Origin of the sequence: Symbiopectobacterium purcellii (assembly GCF_019797845.1) — a bacterium.
GTDB classification, from domain to species: domain Bacteria; phylum Pseudomonadota; class Gammaproteobacteria; order Enterobacterales; family Enterobacteriaceae; genus Symbiopectobacterium; species Symbiopectobacterium purcellii.
This window is the reverse complement of the sequence record NZ_CP081864.1, coordinates 3,815,034-3,835,435: the sequence shown is the minus strand read 5'-3', so window position 1 is coordinate 3,835,435 and position 20,402 is coordinate 3,815,034. Positions and strand designations below refer to the sequence as shown.

Below are 20,402 nucleotides of genomic sequence, written 5' to 3'. Positions count from 1 at the left end.
AGAAATTATGTTTGAACCAATGGAGTTAACCAACGACGCGGTGATTAAAGTCATCGGCGTCGGCGGTGGCGGCGGTAACGCCGTCGAACATATGGTGCGCGAGCGCATCGAAGGCGTCGAATTCTTCGCAGTGAACACCGATGCGCAGGCACTGCGCAAGACGGCGGTGGGTCAGACTATTCAGATTGGTAGCGGCATCACCAAAGGGCTGGGTGCAGGCGCCAACCCGGAAGTGGGCCGTAACTCGGCGGAAGAAGACCGTGAAGCGCTGCGTGCTGCGCTTGATGGCGCTGACATGGTGTTTATCGCTGCCGGTATGGGCGGTGGTACCGGTACCGGTGCAGCACCCGTAGTAGCTGAAGTGGCAAAGGATCTCGGTATCCTGACGGTTGCGGTTGTGACCAAGCCCTTCAACTTCGAAGGCAAAAAGCGCATGGCGTTTGCCGAGCAGGGGATTGCCGAGCTGTCCAAGCATGTGGATTCGCTGATCACCATTCCTAACGACAAACTGCTGAAAGTGCTGGGTCGCGGCATTTCTTTACTGGATGCATTCGGTGCAGCGAACGATGTACTGAAAGGCGCTGTCCAAGGTATTGCCGAACTGATTACCCGTCCTGGTTTGATGAACGTTGACTTTGCAGACGTGCGCACCGTGATGTCAGAAATGGGTTATGCCATGATGGGCTCCGGCGTGGCGCGCGGTGAAGACCGTGCCGAAGAAGCGGCTGAAATGGCGATTTCCAGCCCGCTGTTGGAAGATATCGACCTGTCTGGCGCGCGCGGCGTTCTGGTTAACATCACGGCGGGCTTTGACCTGCGTCTGGATGAGTTCGAAACTGTGGGTAACACTATCCGTGCGTTCTCCTCCGACAATGCCACCGTGGTGATTGGTACCTCGTTGGATCCGGACATGAACGACGAACTGCGCGTCACCGTGGTGGCGACCGGTATCGGCATGGACAAGCGCCCGGAAATTACGCTGGTGACCAACAAACAAGCCAGCCAGCTGGTTATGGATCACCGTTACCAGCAGCACGGTATGACGCCGCTGACGCAGGAAAAACCGGCGGCCAAGGTGGTGAATGACCAAACGGTACAAACCAACAAAGAGCCTGACTATTTGGATATTCCCGCATTTTTGCGCAAACAAGCGGACTAACCTCCGCCTTGTGATTGGAATCTCCGCTCTTTGTGCTAAACTGTCCCGCCGATCCTGGTGTAAGCTAGGACGGTTGGTTCAGTAACATTGCGAGATAATACGATGATCAAACAACGTACATTAAAGCGTATCGTACAGGCGACGGGCGTCGGTTTGCATACCGGCAAGAAAGTCACGCTGACGATGCGACCTGCACCGGCGAATACCGGGGTCATCTATCGCCGCACTGACTTGAATCCACCGGTTGATTTTCCGGCTGATGCCAAATCCGTGCGTGATACCATGCTCTGTACTTGCCTGGTAAACGAGCATGACGTGCGTATTTCAACGGTGGAACACCTGAACGCCGCCTTGGCGGGGTTGGGTATCGATAACATCGTCATTGATGTTGATGCCCCGGAAATTCCAATTATGGATGGCAGTGCCAGCCCGTTCGTCTACCTGCTGCTTGATGCCGGTATTGAAGAGCTGAACTGCGCCAAAAAGTTTGTTCGCATCAAACAGGCTGTGCGGGTTGAAGACGGTGATAAATGGGCAGAACTGACGCCGTATAACGGTTTCAGCCTTGATTTTACTATCGATTTTAACCACCCGGCGATTGATGCAGGTTCACAGCGCTATTGTCTGGATTTCTCAGCCGATGCGTTTATTCGCCAGATCAGCCGAGCCCGTACTTTCGGCTTTATGCGCGATATCGAATACCTGCAATCCCGCGGCCTGTGCCTGGGCGGCAGTATGGATTGCGCAATCGTGGTAGACGATTATCGTGTGCTGAATGAAGATGGCCTGCGTTTTGAAGACGAATTTGTGCGTCACAAAATGCTGGATGCTATCGGCGACCTGTTCATGTGTGGTTATAACATCATTGGTGCGTTCTCTGCGTTCAAATCTGGCCATGCGCTAAACAACAAGCTGTTGCAGGCGGTGTTGGCTAAACAGGAAGCGTGGGAATACGTCACCTTTGAAAACGAGCGCGAAGTGCCGTTGGCGTTCAAAGCCCCTTCTACGGTGCTGGCGTAACCGACATCGGTCGTTAGCGTCGTCGTTCAGGCGAATGTGACAGGTTATTTTTTCTGTTGGCTGGTTTTACTCGTACCCTCTCCGGCGAGTGAAGCCAGCCTTTCTAATATCTTCCTCAATTTCTCCGGACTGTGGCTGGCTAAATGCCGGAGCGTCTCGGCGCTTTGTTCGCTCAGTTGACGGTGCGGCGTGTCTGAATTTTTGTTTTCTGCGTTTAAATTATCCTTTCCCGATACAGTTTCATCCCCTTTTGCGGCCAGCGCGGGATTAATCCTGATGTCGATCGATGCCAATGATGGTAATATCTGAGCGCGCAATGCTGAGAGTAACGAGGGTTGCTCATAACGTAACCGCATTAACCAGCTTGCATTGGCAGTTTCCAGAATCAGGTGACCTTGTCGGTAATTCGCGACGCGACACCACGGGTGCAGTTGAGAAGGCAGTAAGCCTTTCACGGCCCGATTAAGTTTTAACAAGGCGATAGCGCGCTGTTGGACATCGTGCAAGGGGCCTTTATTTCCCCCTGACACGTTATCGAACAGAGACTCCAGCGATTGGGGGCGACTATCACGCATAGGTATCAGGCTCCGGTGGGCAAATAAACTCGTCATGGGTATTCTAAATCGTTGGCGACAATTTGGCAGACGTTATTTTTGGCCACATCTCCTGTTGGGGATGGTGGCGGCCAGCCTTGGTCTGCCGACCAGCCTTAACGACACCAACGAGCATGCTTCTGCGTCCAACGCGACGGCCAGTATCAGTCGCCAGAACCCTGTCGCTTTCAGCCTGACCGAACTGGCCAGTTTGAAAGAGGTGCATCGCCGCACGTCGTTTGGTATCGATTATTGGCATCAACATGCCATTCGCACGGTTATTCGCCATCTCTCCTTCGCGTTGACGGTGCCTCAGGCACACGTATTGCCGGAGGCTGAGGCGGCGTTAAGTGCGCACCCGCTGGTGATTCTGGATACGCTCAATGCGTTGTTGACGCTGCCGGAAACGCCCTCGGCGTTACCCCCCTTACTGCACGGCACTCTGGTTTTTGCCGCTTCTCCTTACCGCACCGGGCTATGGTTGTCTCAAGTCCGTGGCATCCGCGCTGGGCCAGCACGCTCTGCCTGACACGCCGTTTCACTCGCGTTTTCCTGGCGTATAACAATGAACATAGACAATGTCACTGTTCTGAATGCAAACGCGAACACCGCTTCTCTCGTCGATCCCCGGATCGCGATGAAAGGAATTATGAGTAGCTATCGTATCGTCGCTGAAACAGCGGCCTACGCGAGAATAAAATCATTATGTTAACCAGTATCCTGACTAAAGTTTTTGGCAGCCGTAACGATCGTACGCTGCGCCGTATGCGTAAAGTGGTTGAAGTGATCAGCCGTATGGAACCGGCCATCGAAGCGCTGTCGGATAATGAATTGAAGGCAAAAACCGCGGAATTCCGCGCGCGTCTTGAGAAAGGGGAAACCCTTGAAGCGTTGCTGCCTGAAGCGTTTGCGGTGGTACGTGAAGCCAGTAAGCGTGTGTTTGGCATGCGCCACTTTGACGTTCAGTTGATGGGCGGCATGGTGCTGAACGAACGCTGCATCGCAGAAATGCGTACTGGTGAAGGTAAGACCCTGACCGCAACGCTGCCAGCCTACCTCAATGCCCTGACGGGCCGTGGCGTGCACGTGGTGACCGTGAACGACTACCTGGCACAGCGTGACGCGGAAAACAACCGCCCGCTGTTTGAATATCTCGGCCTCACCGTTGGTATTAACCTGCCGGGCATGCCTGCACCGGCTAAACGTGAAGCCTATGCGGCTGATATCACCTACGGTACCAACAACGAATACGGCTTTGACTATCTGCGCGATAACATGGCATTCAGCCCAGAAGAGCGTGTGCAGCGTAAGCTTTACTATGCGCTGGTGGATGAGGTGGACTCCATCCTGATCGATGAAGCGCGTACCCCGTTGATCATTTCCGGTCCGGCGGAAGACAGTTCCGATCTCTATATTCGCGTGAACAAAATCATTCCGCACCTGATTCGTCAGGAAAAAGAAGATTCAGATACCTTCCACGGTGAAGGGCACTTCTCGGTGGATGAAAAAGCGCGTCAGGTGAACCTGACCGAGCGCGGCCTGGTGCTAGTGGAAGAACTGCTGGTGAAACAAGGCATCATGGATGAGGGCGAATCACTTTACTCGCCAACCAATATCATGTTAATGCACCACGTTACCGCAGCGCTGCGTGCGCACGTGCTGTTCACCCGTGATGTTGACTACATCGTGAAAGACGGCGAAGTGATCATCGTGGATGAGCACACCGGCCGTACCATGCAGGGGCGTCGCTGGTCTGATGGTTTGCATCAGGCGGTGGAAGCCAAAGAGAATGTGAAGATCCAGAACGAAAACCAGACGCTGGCATCGATCACCTTCCAGAACTACTTCCGCCTGTATGAAAAGTTGGCCGGGATGACCGGTACTGCCGATACCGAAGCGTTCGAATTCAGCTCCATCTACAAGCTCGATACCATTGTAGTGCCGACCAACCGCCCGATGATCCGTAAAGATTTACCCGATCTGGTCTATATGACCGAGCAGGAAAAGATCGACGCGATCATCGAAGACATTAAAGAGCGCAGTGTGAAGGGCCAGCCGGTGTTGGTGGGGACTATCTCCATCGAAAAATCGGAAGTGGTGTCAGAAGCGCTGACGAAAGCAGGCATCACGCACAACGTCCTGAACGCCAAATTCCACGCCAAAGAAGCGGATATCGTTGCGCAGGCCGGCCAGGCGGGTGCTGTGACCATCGCCACCAACATGGCAGGCCGTGGTACCGATATCGTGCTGGGTGGGAGCTTACAGGCCGATTTATCGCTGCTGGACGATCCCGATGACGCGGCGATTGCCGAGGCCAAAGCGGCGTGGCAAGTGCGTCATGATGCGGTACTGGCTGCCGGTGGCTTGCACATTATCGGTACGGAACGTCATGAGTCACGCCGTATTGATAACCAGCTGCGTGGCCGTTCTGGTCGTCAGGGGGATGCAGGTTCTTCCCGTTTTTACCTGTCGATGGAAGATGCGCTGATGCGTATTTTTGCGTCCGATCGCGTCTCCAACATGATGCGTAAACTGGGGATGAAACCCGGTGAGGCCATTGAGCACCCGTGGGTGACTAAAGCGATTGCTAACGCCCAACGTAAGGTGGAAAGCCGCAACTTTGATATTCGTAAGCAGTTGCTGGAATATGATGATGTGGCTAACGATCAGCGCCGCGCCATTTACACCCAGCGTAATGAATTGCTGGACGTGGCGGATATCAGTGAAACCATCAACAGCATCCGTGAAGACGTGTTTAAGCTGGCAATTGATAACCACATTCCGCCGCAGTCGCTGGAAGAGCAATGGGATATCGAAGGGCTGGAGCAGCGCCTGAAAAACGATTTCGACCTCGAGCTGCCGATCTCAGCCTGGTTGGATGAAGAGCACACGCTGCATGAAGAAACCTTGCGTGAGCGTATCCTGCAACAAGCCGTCGATGTTTATCAGCGCAAAGAAGAAGTGGTTGGTGTCGATGTGATGCGCAACTTCGAGAAAGGCGTGATGCTGCAAACGTTGGATTCCCTGTGGAAAGAGCATCTGGCGGCGATGGATTATCTGCGTCAGGGGATTCACCTGCGTGGCTATGCGCAGAAAGATCCGAAGCAGGAGTACAAGCGCGAATCCTTCTCCATGTTTGCCAACATGCTGGAGTCTTTGAAGTATGAAGTGATCAGCACGCTGAGCAAGGTGCAGGTCAGAATGCCGGAAGAAGTTGAAGCGCTGGAACAGCAGCGCCGCGAAGAGGCGGAGCGCCTGGCGCGCCAGCAACAGCTGAGCCACCAGAGCGACGATCAAATCAGCGCGGCGGCCGCGGCCGCTGGACAGGGCGATCGCAAAGTTGGTCGTAACGATCCGTGCCCGTGTGGTTCTGGTAAAAAGTACAAGCAGTGTCATGGCCGTTTGCAGCACTAATGGCTCGCTCACTGAGATATATACCCTAAATAATTCGAGTTGCAGGACAAAACGTTTACGTTTTGAACAGCGCTTGCGCTGGCCCTTTAGGGCGAGGCTCATTTATGCGTCTCGTAACGCGGCAAGTGCGTGAATCCCGATAAGCATACTCAGGTAAGTGATTCGGGTGAGCGAACGCATCCAACACACCTGCAACTTGAAGTATGACGGGTATAACGAAGAGGCGGTCAATGACCGCCTCTTATTTGGCTGGAATCTGGAGGAGTAAGTCGTGCGCAAACACCTGAACGTTGCGGTAGGCATTATTCGTAATGCGCAACGCGAATTTTTTATTGCACGTCGCCCTCAGGGCGTGCACATGGGCGGGATGTGGGAGTTTCCCGGCGGAAAAGTGGAGCCGGGAGAAACCGCTGAGCAGGCGCTGATTCGCGAACTGCGTGAAGAGGCAGGGATTGAAGCGCTGGCACCGATAGCGCTAAACAGCAAAACCGTGGAAACCGATGAGCGCATCATTACGCTGCATTTCTTTATGGTTGAACGCTGGCAGGGAGAACCCTATGGGCTTGAGGGGCAGCCTTCTCGCTGGCTGGATGCCGCGTCGCTGCTGGAAGATGAATTCCCTCCCGCCAACGCCGAGATGATCCGCTGGCTGAAGGAAACGCATTGCTAAATCGGTGCAATAACCCCGCTGATTAATCGTCAGGCGTTAATGGCGAGGTTCTTCGCTCCACTCGTCACTGTCCGAAATATCTTCATTGCTCGGGATGCGCTTTTCTTCATCAGCCCATTCTCCGAGCTCGATAAGCTGGCAGCGTTTGCTGCAAAAGGGGCGATAAGGGCTATGTTCTCCCCACTCCACCGATTTTTTACAGGTGGGGCAGCTAACAGTGAAGGTTTCGTTATCCATGTTTTTTTCCTACAGCAATATCGGTTAACAACAGGCTAGCTCAAATGACAGGCGCGCGGGCACGTGGCCATTTTCGCTGTCTAATGGCAAAAAGCGAATCGCAAAGCGTGATTTATGGCCTGATACCTGAGGGTAGAGCTGATGCTCGATAGCTAATTGCAAACGAATCAGGTCGGCATCCACCGCGTTGTCTTGAAAGAATCCGTTCAAACTGGTTTGCGCCCGAAAAGTCCCCGAGTGACGTATCAGCTCCAGCACCTGATCGAGGGAGTTCTTTAACGGTGACAGTGAGTGTAGCCAGGTGTCTATTACCTGTTGCTTCTGCGCCTGCGGCTGATGCAGCCACAGATGCAGGGTTGGCACATCAAAACTGCAACAACCGCCTGGAATGCTCAGGCGCTGCCGTACCATGCCAATCAGCTTGTCCTCGCGCAAAAATTGCCCCATGCGCGGCGCGGACATCAGCACAGCCGCGAGTTGCTTCAAACGCTGGCGCAACGCATGGATGCGGTCATGATCGACGCCGGGTACATCGCTCCATTGCAGCAGCTTTTGTTGCTGACGTTCCAGCTCTTTAAGCAGTTCTGTGCGAATGTCTCCACGTTCTAGCACGTCGAGCAAATCGACCACGGCGCGGAAGAAAGCAAGCGCACTGCCCATGTCTGCCCAACTGTGATTTTCATGCAACTGTTGCAGCAGCGTTTCCAAACGTAGCCAGGTACGCGTCTTTTCATTGAGTGGGTATTCAAACAACACGGTGGAAAGGGCATCGCTCATTGTTACTTGTCCTGTCGGTCGTTGTCGGCAGCAAGGGCGAGGTAGCGTTGATGTAACGCGGCAACCTGCTCCATCCACGCCCCTGGACGACCGTTGTTATCAATAATGTCATCTGCACAGGCCAAACGCTGTTCACGCGTTGCCTGTGCCGCGAGTATGTTCTCTGCCTGCTGGTGATTTACCTTGTCGCGAGCAAGCAGGCGTTCTAATTGCGTGTCTCTTTCCACATCAACCACGGCTACGCGCTGCGCCAGGGATTGCAACCCATTCTCCACCAACAGCGGCACCACCCACAGCACATAGGGACCTGTTGCCTGCTGCCATTGTCGCCGTGTTTCTGCATGAATCAAGGGATGCAAGAGGGCATTTAGCCACGTTTTATCCTCTGTTGAGGAAAAGATGCGCTGGCGGAGCATGGCACGATTCAAAGTGCCATCACGGTTCAACATATCGTTACCAAAATGCGCCTGAATAGCCGATAACGCTGGCGCACCGGGTTCTACCACCTGACGAGCGATGACATCGGCATCGACAACCGGGATCCCGAAGGCGGCGAAGGCATCGGCAACTGTGCTTTTGCCGCTGCCGATGCCACCGGTTAAGGCTACGATATAGGTCATAATGCGTTGTGTGAAAATGAGCAGGTAAATTTATGGGATTCTAGCCCAAATAAAGGGAAATTCGCAGTCTTGTTGTTGCATTATTACTGCGTATGATGAGGTAACTGGGAATGGCCTTCCCCCGTTGTACTTTACGTGGCCGCATTGCTGGCATACTCGCCGCTATAACCAGGAAGATAACCGTCATGCGTATTGAAGAAGATCTGAAGCTCGGTTTCAAAGATGTCCTTATTCGCCCCAAGCGTTCTACCTTGAAAAGTCGTTCTGACGTTGAATTGGAACGCCAATTCACCTTCCTTCATGCTCAGACCACTTGGTCTGGTGTACCGGTGATTGCTGCCAATATGGATACCGTAGGCACCTTTCGCATGGCGCGTGCGCTGGCGGAGTTTGACGTGCTGACTGCGGTGCATAAGCACTACAGCGTGGAGCAGTGGGCGCAGTTCGTCAAAGAAGCCCCTGAAACGGTATTGCGCCATGTGATGGTGTCCACCGGTACCTCGGAGGCGGATTTCGTCAAAGTGAAGCAGATTTTGGCACTGTCGGCTGAACTCAAATTCATCTGCATCGACGTTGCCAACGGTTATTCCGAGCACTTCGTTAATTTTCTGCAAAAAGCGCGTGAAGCCTGGCCGGATAAAGTCATTTGCGCCGGAAACGTCGTGACGGGCGAAATGGTAGAAGAGCTGATTCTCTCTGGCGCAGATATCGTCAAGGTGGGAATCGGTCCTGGTTCCGTGTGCACCACGCGCGTCAAAACCGGTGTGGGCTACCCGCAACTCTCTGCCGTGATCGAGTGCGCGGATGCCGCACACGGTTTGGGTGGACAGATCGTCAGTGACGGTGGTTGCTCGATGCCGGGGGATGTGGCAAAAGCCTTTGGCGGCGGCGCTGATTTTGTGATGCTCGGCGGCATGCTGGCGGGTCATGATGAGTGTGAAGGCCGGGTGGTGGAAGAGAACGGCGAGAAAATGATGCTGTTTTACGGCATGAGTTCTGCCTCTGCGATGGAACGCCATTCCGGCGGTGTCGCGGAGTATCGCGCCGCAGAAGGGAAAACGGTCAAACTGCCGCTGCGTGGCCCGGTTGATAATACGGTACGTGATATTCTGGGCGGTTTGCGCTCGGCATGCACTTACGTTGGTGCTTCTCGTCTGAAAGAACTCACCAAACGCACCACGTTTATTCGTGTGGCTGAGCAGGAAAACCGCATCTATAACGGCAACGCCTAGCGCTATCACACGCGGTGCAGACTGCGCGAAGATGGCGAAGCGATTACGCATTCGCCATCACATTTCCAAATTGGAAGATGGGCAGGTACATGGCGATCAGCAGCGTACCAATAATGCCTCCAATCAGCACGATCAGCAGTGGCTCCAGCGTGTGGGTTAGCGTTTCTGTGCGCTGTGCAGTCTGCTGTTGATGCCATTGCGCTAACTGATCGAACATATTGTCCAGCGCGCCGGTTTCTTCTCCTACGCGAATCAGTTGTGCGCAAGGGGCTGGGAATAACGTGCTATACGGTGTCATCGATTGTTGCAGCGAATTCCCCTGCTCTATATTCCGCAGAATCGAACTTAGCGCTTCCTGATAGGCAAAATACGGAAGGGTGGCAGCGGCTGTTAGACCGGCAGGCAGTGTCAGCCCTGCGCGTTGTGTCAAGGCGAGCAGCGTGAAAAGATAGCTCAATGCCTCTCCTCGTAGCAATGCGCCGAGGAGCGGGATCTTCAGTAAAACGCGTTCTTCCTGCCGTCGTAGGGCCATCGAACGGGCGCGACACACCGGATACCCCAGTACGATGCTCACGGGTAGCGTAAATAACAGCAGTGCGTGATGTGTAACTCTCTCTGCCAGTGCCAGAACGTGCTGTGTCAGCGGCGGTAGCGGTGTTTCGAATGACGCATACAAGCTGGCAAATTCGGGCAATACCGCTATCAGCATGATGATACTCACCGTAATGCTCACGCCCAGAACAAAACCAGGATAGCGCAACGCTTGTTTCACTCTCTTTTGCAATTGAAGTTGCTGCTCTTGCTGCATCGCTAACTGTTGGCAACACACATCCAGTTTACCGGTCATCTCCCCGACGGCGACCAGGGTGGGGTAGAGCCCAGGAAACACTTGCGGGTAGCGGCGCAGGACATCGGAAAAAGAGTCGCCTTCGGCAATGTCATCGGCCAATGCGTTAATCAGGCATCGCCATCCCGGCCGTTCATGTTGTTCGGCCAGCAGTCGCAGTGCATTCAGCAGCGGCAGGCCAGCCTGTAGCAAGGCGGCAACCTGCTTAAACAAGGCGATACGGGCCACTGCTTTCCAGTAACGCTGCGTGAGCGTCTGCCGGTATCGTACACGTAACGGCTGATACCCCCTTTGGGCCAGGCCTAGATAGATGTGCTGACGCGCATTGCCGATGCTTTCCCCGCGCTGTAATTCGCCATCTGATGTGAGAGCAAGCCAGGAGTAGAGTTTTTGTGGCATGGCCGCAGGCTCAATGAGAGTGTGGTGATGCGCCAATGACGCGATACATTTCGGCGGCGGATGTCTCCCCTTGGGAAACCCGTTGTAACGCCGACATGAATAGCGTGTCATAACCCGTTTCGTTGGCCAGAACCACGAGGTCTTGCATGCTGGCACCACGACTCAATGCGTGTCGCAGCGCTGGAGTGAGCGGTAGCAGCTCGTAGAGGGCGGTTCTACCATAATACCCCTTCACGCAGTGTTCGCAGCCTTGCGCCTCCCAGTGCGGAACGGGGGCTGGCCAAAGCTTATCGGGGAAGGTCAAGGGCGGGGAAGCCGGTGTTTTGCAGTGCGGACAGAGACGCCGTACCAGACGCTGGACAATGAGTAGCGTCAGCGCACCCGCCAGCAAATAGCCGGGAATACCCAAATGCCCCAGTCGAGTCAGGGTTTCAATCGCGGAATTGGTATGTAGCGTCGATAATACCAGGTGACCGGTTTGCGCCGCTTTCACGGCAATTTCCGCTGTTTCGCTATCACGTATTTCGCCAATCATAACGACATCAGGATCTTGACGCAGCAACGCACGTAAAATGCGGCTGAAATCCAGCTCGGCTTTAAGGTTTAATGCGGTTTGATTGATGCCCGGCAACGGGATTTCCACCGGATCTTCCACACTGCAAATGTTGCGCTGACTCTCATTGAGCCAGCATATTGCGCTATAAAGCGTCACGGTTTTGCCACTTCCGGTTGGACCGGTCACCAGGATCATGCCCTGTGGCTGCTGTAACGCCTGTGTCAGGCAGGTGTATGCCATCGGCGATAAGCCCAGGCTATCGAGAGTCAGCATCTGTTGGTAGGTCTGCAATACGCGCAGTACGACTTTTTCGCCTTCCAGTACGGGCAGTGTGGCGATTCGCAGCGAATGTGATTGCGTATTGAGCGCAAACGAGAACTGACCGTCTTGCGGCAGACGGCGCTCTGCAATATCCAGTTGCCCCATGATTTTCAGGCGTGCGGTAAGGCGCGCCGCCCAGTCCCCCGGGGGGGATGAGCAAATATGTAGCACGCCATCAATACGCATGCGAACGCGATAGTTATCCGCCATGGGCTCAAAATGGATATCTGACGCCCGCCGCTGGAAGGCCTGCGCCAGCGTTTGATTGATATAGTGGATAACGGACGTCTCTTCGTCTGTTGGCTCGGTGGTGGGCGTCACGCTGAACGCCGCGTCGCTTTCTGCCACCTGTGGTATGGGGTGGAAAGCCTGCTCCAGTCTCGCTTGTGACCAGCGTTCCACCACAATACGGCGATTACTGGAAAATTTTAGCGCTGTCAGCAATGCAGGCATTGCATCATCGGTGACGGCGATAGTGACGGTTTGTTCATCTATTATCAGCAGCCGTGCCTGATAGCGGTGGCACAGGTGCTTGATCTCTTGATCCAACGGGGTGTATGTGTGCATGTTTACTCCGAAGCATCATCGAAACGAAACACCCGCTCGCAAGCGACTGTCAAGCTCTCCGCCTGCGAGGCTGCCTGGCAGTGTCGGCGCCAAATGACGGAACTGCTGCCGCTATCCCAATAGGGTATTAAGGTCACGTGCAATCCTTGCAAGGCAGACTGTCCGGTCAAACTGATGACACCTTGTGTTACGCTGAGATTGCTGACATAGCGTGAGCCTCTCGCGGCGGGAATGCCTTGGCTTCCGGCGTTACAAGGCGTAACGCTGCTGTTTTCTAACGCGCACAAATTGACCGCCGTTTGATAAGGTGCCAGCGATTGCAGCGCATCGGTCATGGCAGCCTTTTGCAGGTATCCCTGATAAGCGGGGATGCCAATGGAGGCGAGAATGGCAACAATCGCGATAACGATCATCAACTCAACCAAGGTGAATCCGCGTTCTGTGTTCATCGTCGTCCTTTTCAGTCAGCAGGTTTGGCATAAAGGTAGAAGAGCTAAAGCGGAAGGACGAGCACAGAAGTGGATAACTGGAAGGCCGACTCGCAAACAATCGCGCGGGTTTCATGATTCTTTTAATATCTGGAATCAATATCGCAGAAAATAAATGGATTTTAATAAAATTATTATATTTTAATGAGTTAATGGTTATTTTAAGCATGTCCTTGCTAGGAAAATAACCAAAGCTGAGTAATAATGGTACGACGCCATTTTTTGGGGAGCATGTGGTATGCAGTTGGAAGCGGGTTGGTTAACAGGCGTAAAACGGGTGCCTTCTCCCCATTGTGATGCGCGCCCTGACGCAGAGCTTCCTTCATTGCTGGTGATACACAATATCAGCTTACCGCCGGGAAAGTTTGGCGGCCCCTATATCGACCAACTGTTCACGGCGACGCTCGATCCCCAGGCGCATCCCTATTTTCAGGACATCAGCCATTTGCGGGTGTCGGCACACTGCCTGATTCGTCGTGATGGCGGTATTGTGCAATATGTCCCTTTTGATAAACGCGCCTGGCATGCCGGGGTATCTCAGTTTGCCGGCCGTGAGCGGTGTAACGATTTCTCCATTGGTATCGAACTGGAAGGCACCGATACGCTACCTTTTACTCAGGAGCAATACCAACAGCTGGCCTGTATTACTCGGTTGTTGTTGAACCATTACCCTATTACGCCACAGTGCATTACCGGGCACAGTGATATAGCCCCTCAGCGTAAAACTGATCCCGGTCCGGCCTTTGACTGGCAGCACTATCACCAATTGATCTCGGTGCCGGAAATTGACGATAAGAGGAATGTGCGCTCATGACCCTGTTTACCTTGCTACTGGCCCTGACGTGGGAGCGTTTGTTTAAAAAAAACGATCGCTGGCAGATAGACACCCATCTGGAAATGATTTTTCGCCGCCTCTCTGCCCCCTCTTTGTTGCAGACGTTGCTGTTAGCCATGTTGGGAATGGCTGTAACCGCTGCGCTGCTGTGGCTGGCGAAGGGGGTCTTATTTGGGCTGGTGGGGCTGTTGCTCTGGATTGCTATCGTACTGTTGTGCATTGGTGCTGGTGAGGTGCGGCAGCATTACCAGAATTACCTTGGCGCAGCACAACGGGGCGAACAGGATGCGATGCAGGCGCTGGCAGAAGAGCTGGCGCTGATTCATGGTTTACCGCTGGATGCCACCGAGCGCGAAAAACTGAGTGAATTGCAGAATGCGCTGCTGTGGCTCAACTTTCGTTTTTATCTGGCCCCGCTGTTCTGGTTTGTAGTCGCTGGGCCATACGGGCCGATAGCGCTGGTTGGTTATGCCATTTTACGCGCTCGCCAAACCTGCCTGGCGCGGCATCATACGCCTTTGGTGCGTGCCCAATCAGGCGTAGATGCCGTGTTGCGCTGGTTGGATTGGATCCCAGCACGTTTGGCGGGGATCACCTATGCGCTGTTAGGCCATGGCGAAAAAGCGCTTCCTGCCTGGCTAGCATCGTTGGGCGATTTGCACCATTCTCCCTATTGGGTTGTTACGCAATTGGCGCAATTTTCTCTGGTTCGGGAATCTCACACCGACCCCATTGATGCGCCGCGCGCCGCGGTAATACTCGCGAAAAAGGTCTCTGTGGTGATGGTCGTGGTGGTGGCTGCGCTCACGATTTATGGTACGTTGCTTTGAGTTGCGTCTGAGGGGGGTACCACAATGTGCCTGGCATTGATGAGGCACATTCCCGGGGGTATCCTCCCAGACGCCTAAATCTTGTTCAACGCGGTTTCAAACAGGTTTTCACTCACTTGATGCCCTCTTTAAACCCGAATTATAAAGGGGGGGGGAGCTATTGTGAGAGTGCGAAATAGGTCTAATGAGTTTTAATTCAACGCCTCGCCTTATTGCGTGCTTGGCATTATTAACACCCAGTTTTTTTACGGCATTACCCATATGGTATTTTACTGTAGTGAGTTTTATTGCAAGAATAATAGCGATTTCTTGATATGATTTCCCAATGCTTGCCCAATATAATATTTCATTTTCTCTATTAGAGAAGACTTTTTTTGATGGCAATGTATTGATGCTGTCTAGATTATTTTCTTTATGATAAAAACCCATCAATTTATCATGCGTCGTCAATAACAACATTTGGATATCGTTCTTATAATCCGTTATGGTGTTTTCCATAGTATGATCATGGTGCTTATCCATGATGATTGATAGGACTGCAAGATGGTCACAATGATCGTGAAGTAAAAAGGTATATCCATCAACTATGTTATAGTGCTTCGCCATGTGGAAAATAATATTTTCTCTTGCATCTTTAATCGTTGTTCTGCTTTCATGCCAAGAAAATGGTGTGACCCTCGATAATGCAGTCATGAGGATGGGATCGATAAATTGATAATTATGTTGAGTATAGAATGAAGCCAACGCTGTCTTATTCGATATTACTGCAAAGTCGGTTGGGTCTTTTTTGTTCATTACCGCATAAGCAAAATTGATGCGGTGATATTCACCTAATTCTTTTTCTAAATGGTTTCTGATTGAAACGTTGATTTCAGTATTATTACAGAAAACAGTTGACATGTGTTTTCTCCATTGACGAATAAAATTCTTGATAATCTATATCATAGACTAAGAATATGTTATTACGGGGATTAAACGGAATACCTTTGGCTGAACACGTAGACATTACCTTGCCGTGAGGTATGTCTATCAAAAGAAGGGATCTCTATGAAATTTGAATATTTAGATGGGTATTATTTCAGTATGAAACTGTTGAGTATGAAATTTTTTTGCTACTTTTCAAAGTAAATGGAGTGTATCTAAATTCCTAATTGATTTCACTGAGCATGGTCAATGATTGACAACATATCTGTTGTTCGCAATAATATGCAAAATTTTTCCCTGGTGTTGGCCAATTTGGCGTATGATCCTCTTCTGGAGGATCACTTTTTTTGACTCAGTTCCCCCATTCGTATATGCCAACCATAATTCTTTTCATTTATTAATACCAGATGTACTAAAGTACAGTCTTACCCTGTACTTTTGATTGCAGTGATACCTATTCATGTATTGTCACTCATATCCACAGCCCCTTCAAAACAGCCCGTTTTTTCGAGGATAAATCTGGCGCTGGCAAACGATGAGGAATCAAGCCACATACCGGAGGTTGGGATGGCGCAGTGGCATGCCGCCAGCGTCGCCCTTGATGCACTTATCGGAAATGTATCATCAGATTAAAACGGCACCCGAAGGTACCGTTGTCATATCGCTTAGCGGGTGGTTGCGACCCGTTGTTTTTTCTGTTTCATGGCATAACCGATGCCAAGCACGACCAGCCAGACGGGAATCAGCAGTACCGAAATCTGAATTCCCGGTGTCATGAACATGATCACTAAAATACCCGTCAGGAACAGCAGGCAAATATAATTGCCCAGCGGATAGAGCAGCGCCTTGAATTTGGTCTGCACGCCTTCCTGCGCTTTGGCTTTGCGGAATTTCAAGTGCGCCAGGCTGATCATGGCCCAGTTTATCACCAGCGCCGACACCACTAATGCCATCAGGAGCTCGAACGCTTTCCCCGGAATCAGGTAATTGATCAGAACGCACAGCGCAGTGGCGGCGGCAGAAATACCGATGGCAATAACGGGCACGCCGCGTTTATCAACGGTTAGCAGAGCTTTCGGACCATTACCTTGCTTGGCAAGGCCGTAAAGCATACTGCTGTTACAGTACACGCAGCTGTTATAAACCGATAATGCTGCCGTCAACACCACAATGTTCAGTATGGTTGCTACAACATTACTGTCTAGGTTGTGGAAAATCATGACAAACGGGCTCCCCCCTTCCACGACTTTTCCCCAAGGGTAGAGCGACAGCAGAATGGCCAACGAGCCTATATAAAAGATCAGGATACGGTAGATAACCTGATTGGTCGCACGCGGGATGCTGGTTTCCGGGTTATCCGCTTCTGCTGCGGTGATCCCCACCAGTTCCAGGCCACCAAACGAGAACATGATGACCGCCATCGCCATCACCAGACCGTTGATGCCATTCGGGAAAAATCCGCCTTGCGCCCACAGGTTGGTCACTGTGGCTTTCGGCCCGCCCTGACCGCTTAACAGCAGCCAGCCACCAAACACGATCATGCCGATTATGGCCACGACCTTGATGATGGCAAACCAGAACTCCATCTCACCGTACACTTTGACATTGGCGAGGTTAATGGCATTAATCACCAGGAAAAAGACGGCGGCAGAAACCCAGGTGGGAATATCAGGCCACCAGTACTGCACATAGATGCCCACAGCTGTCAATTCAGCCATGGCGACCAGCACGTAGAGCACCCAATAGTTCCAGCCGGAAGCAAACCCGGCAAAATCACCCCAATATTTATAGGCAAAATGGCTAAAAGAACCTGCAACAGGTTCTTCGACGACCATCTCTCCCAATTGACGCATGATGAGAAACGCGATAATACCGCCGATGGCATAGCCCAGCAGTACAGAAGGACCTGCCATTTTGATGGTGACAGCAATCCCTAAAAACAGCCCGGTGCCGACGGCACCACCCAGGGCAATCAACTGAATATGACGGTTTTTTAAGCCGCGTTTCAGCGTCCCGTCGTGTTGTTGACCATCCATTAATGTAACCCTCTGTCAGAGCGCAGCAGACACGATGCGGATGCTCGTGTCATTTTACGTTTGTGTAATGTTATTTTTACGGCATTCATTAGATGAAAATAGGCGGATGACTACCGTTTGTCAGAGAATAGTGGTAAGCGAAACAGATTGCACTGATTTCTTGTCGCGATTTGTCGATCGGCCCCACGAAAATACAGTCTGTGTACATTTTTAGACCAGCAGCAAAACGGATTATGCTGTCTCTGACACTTGGTCGATGTGTCACAACATCTGTCACTGACAACACGTCGAAGGGGGATGTCTGCGGGGTGATAATCGGGTGTCTTTCATCGGCGTCATTAATGGGTATATTGCTATAGATAAATGATGAATTTAATGAACGCTTTATGGAATACAATGCAGCGATAACATTACATCATGGCTTTTTAAACTCTATTTTTTACAGGAATGTATCGCCGCTATGCCTATTAAATTTAAACCGGTGGATGTTGATGGATTTATGATTACCTATTGCAACCTTGCTAGCCAGAAAAGAATAAGCTATGAGGCATTAAACAAAATGGGAAAAGTAGCGAAAGGATTAGAGTTTGCTACTAATGGTGTGCATTTATTCAAAAGAATGAACATTAAAGAACGACACGATGTTGATAGAAAGTTTGCACCTTTGTATGAAATGCTCTCGAAACAGAATTCTAAACATTATGACAAGAAAAAAGAGAAAATAACTGAAATATCAGAGGCATTTAAGCAGCTAATCAACAAGGATCCCAACGTGAGAGAGCATTACATCAATCACTATAAGCATAATCAAAATAAGATAAAAAATGAAAAAGTATTAATTGAAAAAGAAATTTTAAAGCATGCCGGGATCAGAACCATTAATATAGATAACGCTGAATTATATAAGCATAAAAGTGAGGCGTGTCGTTTGCAGTTAAACATATTGCGTGATGATGATGCTGAGGCGGTAATAAAGAAAGCTACCAATAATTTGTCAGAAACCAAGAAAAAAATTGCTTCCCTTTATAATCAACTTGGTGAAATTAAGCACCATGCGCAAAAAAGGATGTCTGACCTGGATTATATTCTGAGTTTGGCGGTGGAAAACAAAATTTACAGCACCAAAGATATTGGGTGTGGACCCACCACATGGAAAAGTCATCTTACTGCGGATGCTTACGCAAAAAAATACTTTGGCACTCAACGTGTTTATGGCCGAAGAAAACACATCAACAGGGAAATACCCAGCCTCTATGGAAAGCAATGGCAGACCACCCTCATCGACTATTGTCATGCGCATGATGCATTGAAAGCGTATCAAAAGGCCTTGAAAAAAGAGACCCGTGATGGGGTGTCTCTGGCCGAACGGTGCCGAACGACGTTGATGACCGATACCATCCATTCTATTGACGCGCATCATGCAAGGTACAGAACGTACACCAAGCGGGCAGAAAAGACGGCCGATCACATCACCAATCTCAAGATGAGAACAATGGCCTATGATGTGGCGATTGAGGATGTTAATCGTCAAATCGAGAGAGTAAAATTGGTGGCTGATAGCTGATTTTGATCGGCAAAAGTGAGGAGGGTGGTGATGTTGTGTATCGGTTTTTGTTGCTGAAAATATCACCATTCGGAAAAGGAAGAATGTTAACAATACGTATCATCCGTTCTAGCCTCATGACCTTATTTTGATTTTTAATTTAATAAATGTGAATTTTTATTCGTTTTATTGCAGGTTGAACGGTTCAGCATCGACTGTTTTTCGTTTCATAAAAGTTAAAACATTTATAGGGTTGAAGCCGCTACTTCCTAGTGAGTATAGGGTTTTGACCTAATCGAATCGTGCAAATGTTAAAATCTGGTGGGGAACATGATTTAGCGCAACGTCCGTATGGACAGAAGGTGAATACTTTGTTACTTTAGCGTCACGTTTTTGAAATTGGTATTACCAATTGACTCCGCGCACTTCGCAGAGAAACCCTTACCATGGCCTATAGCAAGATCCGTCAGCCCAAACTGTCAGATGTGATTGAACAACAGCTGGAGTTTTTGATCCTCGAAGGAACCTTGCGCCCCGGCGAGAAACTCCCCCCGGAGCGCGAACTGGCGAAACAGTTTGATGTCTCCCGTCCTTCTTTGCGAGAAGCCATCCAACGTCTGGAGGCAAAAGGCCTGCTGCTGCGTCGTCAGGGTGGGGGAACCTTTGTCCAGAACAATCTGTGGCAAAGCGTGAGTGATCCGTTGTCTGAACTGCTGAGCACCCATCCTGAATCTCAATTTGATCTGCTGGAAACCCGTCATGCGCTAGAAGGCATTGCTGCCTACTACGCGGCGTTACGTGGGACGGAAGAAGATTTTCAGCGCATCCGTGAGTGCCATACCCAGATTGAGCAGGCGCGCGCCTCGGGCGATCTGGTCGCGGAGTCAGAAGCCGTTATGCATTATCAAGTGGCTGTCACAGAAGCAACGCACAATGTGGTTTTGCTACATTTGCTACGCTGTATGGGACCGTTACTGGAACAGAACGTGCGGCAGAATTTTGAATTGTTATACCTGAGCCGAGAAGTTCTGGCCCAGGTAAGCAGTCATCGCGCCGGGATTTTTGAGGCGATTGTCGCTCGCGAACCTGAAAAGGCACGTGAAGCGTCGCATCGTCATCTGGCGTTTATTGAGGAAGTACTGCTGGATCTTAACCGGGAACATAGCCGAAGAGAGCGTTCGCTACGTCGGCTCCAGCAACGCAAGGATTGAGCGCTCTAATTGGGGCGTTGAACGCGTAAATGACGAGATTGGACCTGTCTTACTGTGCTTTGACAACGGTGTCAGAGCATAGCAAGACAGGCTCCAGAAAATTAACTGATTAGAAACAGATAA

At 51.2% G+C, this 20,402-nt stretch carries 19 protein-coding genes; 10 read left to right on the top strand and 9 right to left on the bottom strand.

Annotated elements, in window-relative coordinates; translation table 11 throughout:
- The first annotated feature begins 7 nt into the window (after positions 1-7).
- Together ftsZ and lpxC are read left to right on the top strand one after the other, a co-directional pair.
- The gene (ftsZ, locus tag K6K13_RS17900) at positions 8-1,159 is read left to right on the top strand and encodes a cell division protein FtsZ (protein ID WP_222158189.1); all 1,152 of its coding nucleotides are present in this window, start codon (positions 8-10) and stop codon (positions 1,157-1,159) included.
- Between the two features lie 102 nt (positions 1,160-1,261).
- Positions 1,262-2,179, top strand: a complete 918-nt coding sequence (lpxC, locus tag K6K13_RS17895; RefSeq protein WP_222158188.1) for a UDP-3-O-acyl-N-acetylglucosamine deacetylase — start codon at positions 1,262-1,264, stop codon at positions 2,177-2,179.
- Between the two features lie 44 nt (positions 2,180-2,223).
- Here the strand turns inward: lpxC and K6K13_RS17890 are convergent, their stop codons facing one another.
- Entirely contained in the window at positions 2,224-2,754 is a 531-nt protein-coding gene (locus K6K13_RS17890; RefSeq protein ID WP_222158187.1) for a DUF721 domain-containing protein, read from the bottom strand.
- A gap of 34 nt (positions 2,755-2,788) precedes the next feature.
- Between K6K13_RS17890 and secM the strand changes: the two genes are divergently transcribed.
- From secM to mutT, 3 genes are all read left to right on the top strand, one after another.
- Positions 2,789-3,301: a secA translation cis-regulator SecM gene (gene secM, locus K6K13_RS17885; protein WP_222158186.1), complete on the top strand. Its 513-nt coding sequence runs from the start codon at positions 2,789-2,791 to the stop codon at positions 3,299-3,301.
- Positions 3,302-3,477: 176 nt separating this feature from the next.
- Positions 3,478-6,186, top strand: coding sequence for a preprotein translocase subunit SecA (secA, locus tag K6K13_RS17880; RefSeq protein WP_222158185.1), 2,709 nt, complete (start codon positions 3,478-3,480; stop codon positions 6,184-6,186).
- Positions 6,187-6,457: 271 nt separating this feature from the next.
- Positions 6,458-6,856, top strand: coding sequence for an 8-oxo-dGTP diphosphatase MutT (gene mutT / locus K6K13_RS17875; RefSeq protein WP_222158184.1), 399 nt, complete (start codon positions 6,458-6,460; stop codon positions 6,854-6,856).
- Between the two features lie 36 nt (positions 6,857-6,892).
- On the opposite strand, the gene yacG is transcribed toward mutT, so the two are convergent.
- From yacG to coaE, 3 genes are read right to left on the bottom strand one after another with little or no spacing between them, the layout of a single operon-like run.
- Positions 6,893-7,093 carry a DNA gyrase inhibitor YacG gene (gene yacG / locus K6K13_RS17870; RefSeq protein ID WP_222158183.1) on the bottom strand — a complete coding sequence of 67 codons (201 nt, stop codon included), beginning with the start codon at positions 7,091-7,093 and terminating at the stop codon, positions 6,893-6,895.
- Between the two features lie 24 nt (positions 7,094-7,117).
- Positions 7,118-7,870 carry a cell division protein ZapD gene (zapD, locus tag K6K13_RS17865; RefSeq protein WP_222158182.1) on the bottom strand — a complete coding sequence of 251 codons (753 nt, stop codon included), beginning with the start codon at positions 7,868-7,870 and terminating at the stop codon, positions 7,118-7,120.
- Between the two features lie 2 nt (positions 7,871-7,872).
- The gene (gene coaE / locus K6K13_RS17860) at positions 7,873-8,490 is read right to left on the bottom strand and encodes a dephospho-CoA kinase (RefSeq protein ID WP_222158181.1); all 618 of its coding nucleotides are present in this window, start codon (positions 8,488-8,490) and stop codon (positions 7,873-7,875) included.
- A gap of 185 nt (positions 8,491-8,675) precedes the next feature.
- Between coaE and K6K13_RS17855 the strand changes: the two genes are divergently transcribed.
- Positions 8,676-9,722, top strand: a complete 1,047-nt coding sequence (locus K6K13_RS17855; protein ID WP_222158180.1) for a GMP reductase — start codon at positions 8,676-8,678, stop codon at positions 9,720-9,722.
- Positions 9,723-9,765: 43 nt separating this feature from the next.
- Here the strand turns inward: K6K13_RS17855 and hofC are convergent, their stop codons facing one another.
- The 3 genes from hofC to ppdD are packed head-to-tail and all read right to left on the bottom strand — an operon-like array spanning position 9,766 to position 12,861.
- Positions 9,766-10,968: a protein transport protein HofC gene (gene hofC, locus K6K13_RS17850; protein ID WP_222158179.1), complete on the bottom strand. Its 1,203-nt coding sequence runs from the start codon at positions 10,966-10,968 to the stop codon at positions 9,766-9,768.
- 10 nt (positions 10,969-10,978) lie between these two features.
- Entirely contained in the window at positions 10,979-12,412 is a 1,434-nt protein-coding gene (gene gspE, locus K6K13_RS17845) for a type II secretion system protein GspE (protein ID WP_222158178.1), read from the bottom strand.
- Positions 12,413-12,414: 2 nt separating this feature from the next.
- Positions 12,415-12,861, bottom strand: a complete 447-nt coding sequence (gene ppdD, locus K6K13_RS17840; RefSeq protein ID WP_222158177.1) for a prepilin peptidase-dependent pilin — start codon at positions 12,859-12,861, stop codon at positions 12,415-12,417.
- A 277-nt stretch (positions 12,862-13,138) separates the two neighbouring features.
- Here ppdD and ampD point away from each other — a divergent pair, with 277 nt between their 5' ends.
- The gene (gene ampD / locus K6K13_RS17835) at positions 13,139-13,714 is read left to right on the top strand and encodes a 1,6-anhydro-N-acetylmuramyl-L-alanine amidase AmpD (RefSeq protein ID WP_222158176.1); all 576 of its coding nucleotides are present in this window, start codon (positions 13,139-13,141) and stop codon (positions 13,712-13,714) included.
- Positions 13,711-14,565, top strand: coding sequence for a beta-lactamase regulator AmpE (gene ampE / locus K6K13_RS17830; RefSeq protein ID WP_222158175.1), 855 nt, complete (start codon positions 13,711-13,713; stop codon positions 14,563-14,565). Before ampD ends, ampE begins: the two co-directional genes overlap by 4 nt.
- A gap of 108 nt (positions 14,566-14,673) precedes the next feature.
- Here ampE and K6K13_RS17825 read toward each other — a convergent pair whose 3' ends face one another.
- Together K6K13_RS17825 and K6K13_RS17820 are read right to left on the bottom strand one after the other, a co-directional pair.
- The gene (locus K6K13_RS17825) at positions 14,674-15,465 is read right to left on the bottom strand and encodes a helix-turn-helix transcriptional regulator (RefSeq protein WP_222158174.1); all 792 of its coding nucleotides are present in this window, start codon (positions 15,463-15,465) and stop codon (positions 14,674-14,676) included.
- A 689-nt stretch (positions 15,466-16,154) separates the two neighbouring features.
- A complete protein-coding gene (locus tag K6K13_RS17820) occupies positions 16,155-17,525 on the bottom strand; it encodes an amino acid permease (protein WP_222158173.1) in 1,371 nt (456 codons plus the stop codon).
- Positions 17,526-17,985: 460 nt separating this feature from the next.
- Between K6K13_RS17820 and K6K13_RS17815 the strand changes: the two genes are divergently transcribed.
- A complete protein-coding gene (locus K6K13_RS17815) occupies positions 17,986-19,089 on the top strand; it encodes a hypothetical protein (protein WP_222158172.1) in 1,104 nt (367 codons plus the stop codon).
- A 425-nt stretch (positions 19,090-19,514) separates the two neighbouring features.
- Complete coding sequence (pdhR, locus tag K6K13_RS17810) at positions 19,515-20,279, top strand: pyruvate dehydrogenase complex transcriptional repressor PdhR (protein ID WP_196907846.1); 765 nt, start codon at positions 19,515-19,517, stop codon at positions 20,277-20,279.
- The last annotated feature ends 123 nt before the right edge of the window (positions 20,280-20,402 follow it).

What these genes read in the sequence shown, in the direction of transcription:
- ftsZ (WP_222158189.1), top strand. Translation starts at nt 8, where the DNA reads ATGTTTGAACCAATGGAGTTAACCAACGACGCGGTGATTAAAGTCATC.
- lpxC (WP_222158188.1), top strand. Translation starts at nt 1,262, where the DNA reads ATGATCAAACAACGTACATTAAAGCGTATCGTACAGGCGACGGGCGTC.
- K6K13_RS17890 (WP_222158187.1), bottom strand. Translation starts at nt 2,754, where the DNA reads ATGCGTGATAGTCGCCCCCAATCGCTGGAGTCTCTGTTCGATAACGTG.
- secM (WP_222158186.1), top strand. Translation starts at nt 2,789, where the DNA reads ATGGGTATTCTAAATCGTTGGCGACAATTTGGCAGACGTTATTTTTGG.
- secA (WP_222158185.1), top strand. Translation starts at nt 3,478, where the DNA reads ATGTTAACCAGTATCCTGACTAAAGTTTTTGGCAGCCGTAACGATCGT.
- yacG (WP_222158183.1), bottom strand. Translation starts at nt 7,093, where the DNA reads ATGGATAACGAAACCTTCACTGTTAGCTGCCCCACCTGTAAAAAATCG.
- zapD (WP_222158182.1), bottom strand. Translation starts at nt 7,870, where the DNA reads ATGAGCGATGCCCTTTCCACCGTGTTGTTTGAATACCCACTCAATGAA.
- coaE (WP_222158181.1), bottom strand. Translation starts at nt 8,490, where the DNA reads ATGACCTATATCGTAGCCTTAACCGGTGGCATCGGCAGCGGCAAAAGC.
- K6K13_RS17855 (WP_222158180.1), top strand. Translation starts at nt 8,676, where the DNA reads ATGCGTATTGAAGAAGATCTGAAGCTCGGTTTCAAAGATGTCCTTATT.
- hofC (WP_222158179.1), bottom strand. Translation starts at nt 10,968, where the DNA reads ATGCCACAAAAACTCTACTCCTGGCTTGCTCTCACATCAGATGGCGAA.
- gspE (WP_222158178.1), bottom strand. Translation starts at nt 12,412, where the DNA reads ATGCACACATACACCCCGTTGGATCAAGAGATCAAGCACCTGTGCCAC.
- ppdD (WP_222158177.1), bottom strand. Translation starts at nt 12,861, where the DNA reads ATGAACACAGAACGCGGATTCACCTTGGTTGAGTTGATGATCGTTATC.
- ampD (WP_222158176.1), top strand. Translation starts at nt 13,139, where the DNA reads ATGCAGTTGGAAGCGGGTTGGTTAACAGGCGTAAAACGGGTGCCTTCT.
- ampE (WP_222158175.1), top strand. Translation starts at nt 13,711, where the DNA reads ATGACCCTGTTTACCTTGCTACTGGCCCTGACGTGGGAGCGTTTGTTT.
- K6K13_RS17825 (WP_222158174.1), bottom strand. Translation starts at nt 15,465, where the DNA reads ATGTCAACTGTTTTCTGTAATAATACTGAAATCAACGTTTCAATCAGA.
- K6K13_RS17820 (WP_222158173.1), bottom strand. Translation starts at nt 17,525, where the DNA reads ATGGATGGTCAACAACACGACGGGACGCTGAAACGCGGCTTAAAAAAC.
- K6K13_RS17815 (WP_222158172.1), top strand. Translation starts at nt 17,986, where the DNA reads ATGCCTATTAAATTTAAACCGGTGGATGTTGATGGATTTATGATTACC.
- pdhR (WP_196907846.1), top strand. Translation starts at nt 19,515, where the DNA reads ATGGCCTATAGCAAGATCCGTCAGCCCAAACTGTCAGATGTGATTGAA.